This window comes from Microbacterium sp. (assembly GCF_041909575.1).
Classification (GTDB): domain Bacteria; phylum Actinomycetota; class Actinomycetes; order Actinomycetales; family Microbacteriaceae; genus Microbacterium.
In genome coordinates, this window is record NZ_JAYRDE010000178.1 from 1 (window position 1) to 3,127 (window position 3,127).

Here is a 3,127-nt window from a genome sequence, read left to right on the forward strand (position 1 = left end):
GCGGCGCGTGGATCTCGGGTGCCGGCGAGGCGCTCGGCGAGCTCGCCGACGCCGTGGGCGCGCTGACCGCCTCCACCGCGCTCGGGCGCGGCGTGTTCCCGCGCGGTGAGTTCGACCTCGGCGTGACCGGCGGATTCGGTGCGGAGCGCGCCATGGAGCTCGTCCGCGAAGCCGACGTCGCCGTCGTGTTCGGGGCATCCCTCAATCAGTTCACGATGCGCTTCGGCGACCTTTTCGCACCGGGCACCCGGGTGTTCCAGGTGGACGTCGCGCCGGCGGCGACCCACCCCCACGTGGGGGGATACGTGCGCGGGGACGCCGCCGTCGTCGCGCGCGAGCTGGTCAGCGCGGTCCGCGAGCGGGCGACGCCGCCGAGCGGATGGCGCGAGGGTGCCGACGTGGCAGCAGCGCGCGGCTACGACACCGGCGACGGGCTCGCTCCCGACGGCCGCCTGGACCCGCGCTCGGTCGCGGCGCGCATCGGCGCGCTCCTCCCCGAGGACCGGGTCGTCGTCTCGGACGGCGGGCACTTCATCGGCTGGGCCAACATGTTCTGGCCCGTCGCCTCGCCCGACCGCATGATGATGGTGGGCACCGCCTTCCAGTCGATCGGCCTGGGCTTCCCGTCGGTGGCCGGCGCCGCGCTGGCCAAGCCCGACGCCGTCGTGGTGCTCACGACCGGCGACGGCGGCGGGCTCATGGCCCTCGCCGACCTCGAGACCGCGGTCCGCGTCGCGGGCGGACGAGGCATGGCCGTCGTGTGGAACGACGCCGCCTACGGCGCCGAGGTCAACCTGTACGGGCTCAAGGGGCTCGCCGAGGGGCCGATGCGCATCCCCGAGGTCGACTTCGCGGCGCTCGCGGCCGGCGTCGGCGCCGAGGGCGTCGTGGTCCGGACGATGGCCGATCTCGACCGCCTCGCCGCGTGGACCGGCGAGGACGAGAAATCCCGCCCCTTCCTGCTGCTGGACTGCCGCATCTCGGGAACCGTCGTGGCGCCGTACCAGGAGGAGATCATCCGCGTGAACTCGTAGCGGCGGCGGGCGGCGGGTCAGGCGCCGGTGAAGTGCGGGGGGCGCTTCTCGCCGAAGGCGGCGAAGCCCTCGCGGTAGTCGGCGGTGTCGCGCAGCTCCGCCTGGGCGCGGGTCTCCTCGGCGACCACGCGCCAGAGCCGCTCGTCGCGCAGCCGGTCGATCAGGCGCTTGGACGCCAGCAACGCCTGCGTCGGACCGGCTGCGGCACGCGCCGCGCGCTCGCGCGTGAACTCGAGCACGTCGCCCGGGGGCACCGCGCGGCTGAACAGTCCGGCGGCAGCCGCCTCGGCGCCGGACAGGAGCTCGCCCGTGTAGATCAGGTCGAGGGCCCGGTGCGCACCGAGCCGCTCGTACAGCAGCGCGTGGCCGCCCGAGTCGAGCAGCGCGCCGAGGTTCGCGAACGGCGACCCGATCCTCGCCGTCTCGGCGACGTAGACGACGTCCGTCGCGATCGCCAGGCCCAGCCCCACGCCGAGGCACGCGCCGTGCACGGCCGCGAACGTCGGCGCCGGGAACGCCGCCATCCGACGCATCAGCGCCTCGACGGCGCCGAGGTAGCCGAGCACGTCGTCGGTCGACGGATCCACCCCGGTGATGTCGCGACCGGCGCAGAACGCGCGCCCCTCGCCGCGCAGCACGAGGGCGCGGACGCCGGCGGCCTCGGCCTCGGCGTACGCGGCATCCAGCTCCGCCAGCGCGTCGAGCGGGAGCGCGTTGAGGCGCTCGGGGGCGTCGAGGGCGATCTCGGCGACGCCGTCGGCGATGTGCAGCTGGATCATGGGCCGGTCCTCACACGTCGTAGTCGACCACGACCACGTCGGTCGTGGGGTGGGATTGGCAGGTCAGGATGTACCCGCGCTCGAGCTCGTCGGGCTCGAGCGCGTAGTTCTCGCTCATCGTCACCGAGCCGGTGACGAGCCGGGCTCGGCAGGTGCCGCACACCCCGCCCGCGCACGCGAACGGCGCATCGGGCCGCACGCGCAGTGCGGCGTTGAGGATCGACTCGTGCGCGGAGACGGGGCTGTCGACCGTGGCCGACTGGCCGTCGAGGGTCACCTCGATGCGATGCACGGGCTCGTCGGCGCGCACCTGGACCGCGCGGGCCGACGGCGCCTCGACGCGACCGCCCTCGCCCGTCGTGAACAGCTCGTACCGCACGTGCGCGGGGTCGATCCCGATGTCGGCAAGGGTGTCGCGGCAGAGCTGGACCAGCTCGAACGGACCGCACAGGAACCATTCGTCGACGGTGTCGGGCAGCACGAGCGCGTCGAGGATACGGCGCAGGCGCTCCTCGTCGATGCGGCCCGACAGCAGCGGTGCGGCCCGCTGCTCGCGCGAGAGCACGTGGTGCAGCGCGAGGCGCGACGGGTAGCGGTCCTTCAGGTCGGCCAGCTCCTCGAGGAACATCACGTCGGTCGTGGAGCGGTTCGTGTAGACGAGCGTGAAGCGCGACGTCTCCGAGCGGGCGAGCACCGTGGCGGCGAGCGCCATGAGCGGGGTGATGCCCGAGCCGGCCGCGATGCCGGCGACGTGCGCGCCGTCGAGGTCGTCGAGCGTCGAGGTGAACGTCCCCTGCGGGCTCATCACGTCGAGCACGTCGCCGGGCCGCAGGTCGGCCTGCGCCCACGTGGAGAAGCGGCCGCCCTGGTCGCGCTTGATCGCGACGCTGATGGTGCGGGGGCCGTCGCCGCCGCCGCCGGCGTCCTCGGCCCGGCAGAGCGAGTAGGAGCGGCGCACCTCGTGGCCGTCGAAGGTCGTCCGCAGGGCGACGTGCTGGCCGGCGAGGTAGTCGAACTCGTCGCGGAGCTCCTCGGGGATCGCGAAGGTGACCTCGACCGAGGCATCCGTCAGCGGGCGCACCGCCGCCACGCGCAGGGTGTGGAAGCGCGCGCGATGCTTCCGCCCGCGCGGCCCGCCCACCGCACTGCTCAGCAGCGATTCGGCGATCCGGGCGTTCGCGCGGTCCGCCGCACCCTCCGCCGCCATCAGTGCACCTTGAAGTGGTCGAAGGGTTCGAGGCAGGCCCGGCACTCGTACAGCGCCTTGCACGAGGTCGAGCCGAAGCGCGCGAGCTCGCGCGTGTCCAGGGAGCC

The 3,127-nt window shown here is 74.2% G+C and carries 3 protein-coding genes and 1 pseudogene; 1 reads left to right on the forward strand and 3 read right to left on the reverse strand.

Annotated features, from left to right (window positions below):
- A partial coding sequence (locus ACE3O1_RS15225; protein WP_374316489.1) for a thiamine pyrophosphate-dependent enzyme occupies positions 1–1,034 on the forward strand: 1,034 nt, incomplete at its 5' end.
- 17 nt (positions 1,035–1,051) lie between these two features.
- On the opposite strand, the gene ACE3O1_RS15230 is transcribed toward ACE3O1_RS15225, so the two are convergent.
- From ACE3O1_RS15230 to ACE3O1_RS15240, 3 genes and pseudogenes are all read right to left on the reverse strand, one after another.
- On the reverse strand, positions 1,052–1,813 hold the full coding sequence (locus ACE3O1_RS15230; protein WP_374316491.1) for an enoyl-CoA hydratase/isomerase family protein: 762 nt from the start codon (positions 1,811–1,813) through the stop codon (positions 1,052–1,054).
- A gap of 10 nt (positions 1,814–1,823) precedes the next feature.
- On the reverse strand, positions 1,824–3,020 hold the full coding sequence (gene paaE, locus ACE3O1_RS15235; protein ID WP_374316493.1) for a 1,2-phenylacetyl-CoA epoxidase subunit PaaE: 1,197 nt from the start codon (positions 3,018–3,020) through the stop codon (positions 1,824–1,826).
- A pseudogene (locus ACE3O1_RS15240) lies at positions 3,020–3,127 on the reverse strand (phenylacetate-CoA oxygenase subunit PaaJ); the annotation flags it as partial. The pseudogene ACE3O1_RS15240 and the gene paaE, both read right to left, overlap by 1 nt.

Bases quoted from the DNA above. Each gene is read 5' to 3' on its own strand.
- ACE3O1_RS15230 (WP_374316491.1), bottom strand. From the start codon at position 1,813: ATGATCCAGCTGCACATCGCCGACGGCGTCGCCGAGATCGCCCTCGAC.
- paaE (WP_374316493.1), bottom strand. From the start codon at position 3,020: ATGGCGGCGGAGGGTGCGGCGGACCGCGCGAACGCCCGGATCGCCGAA.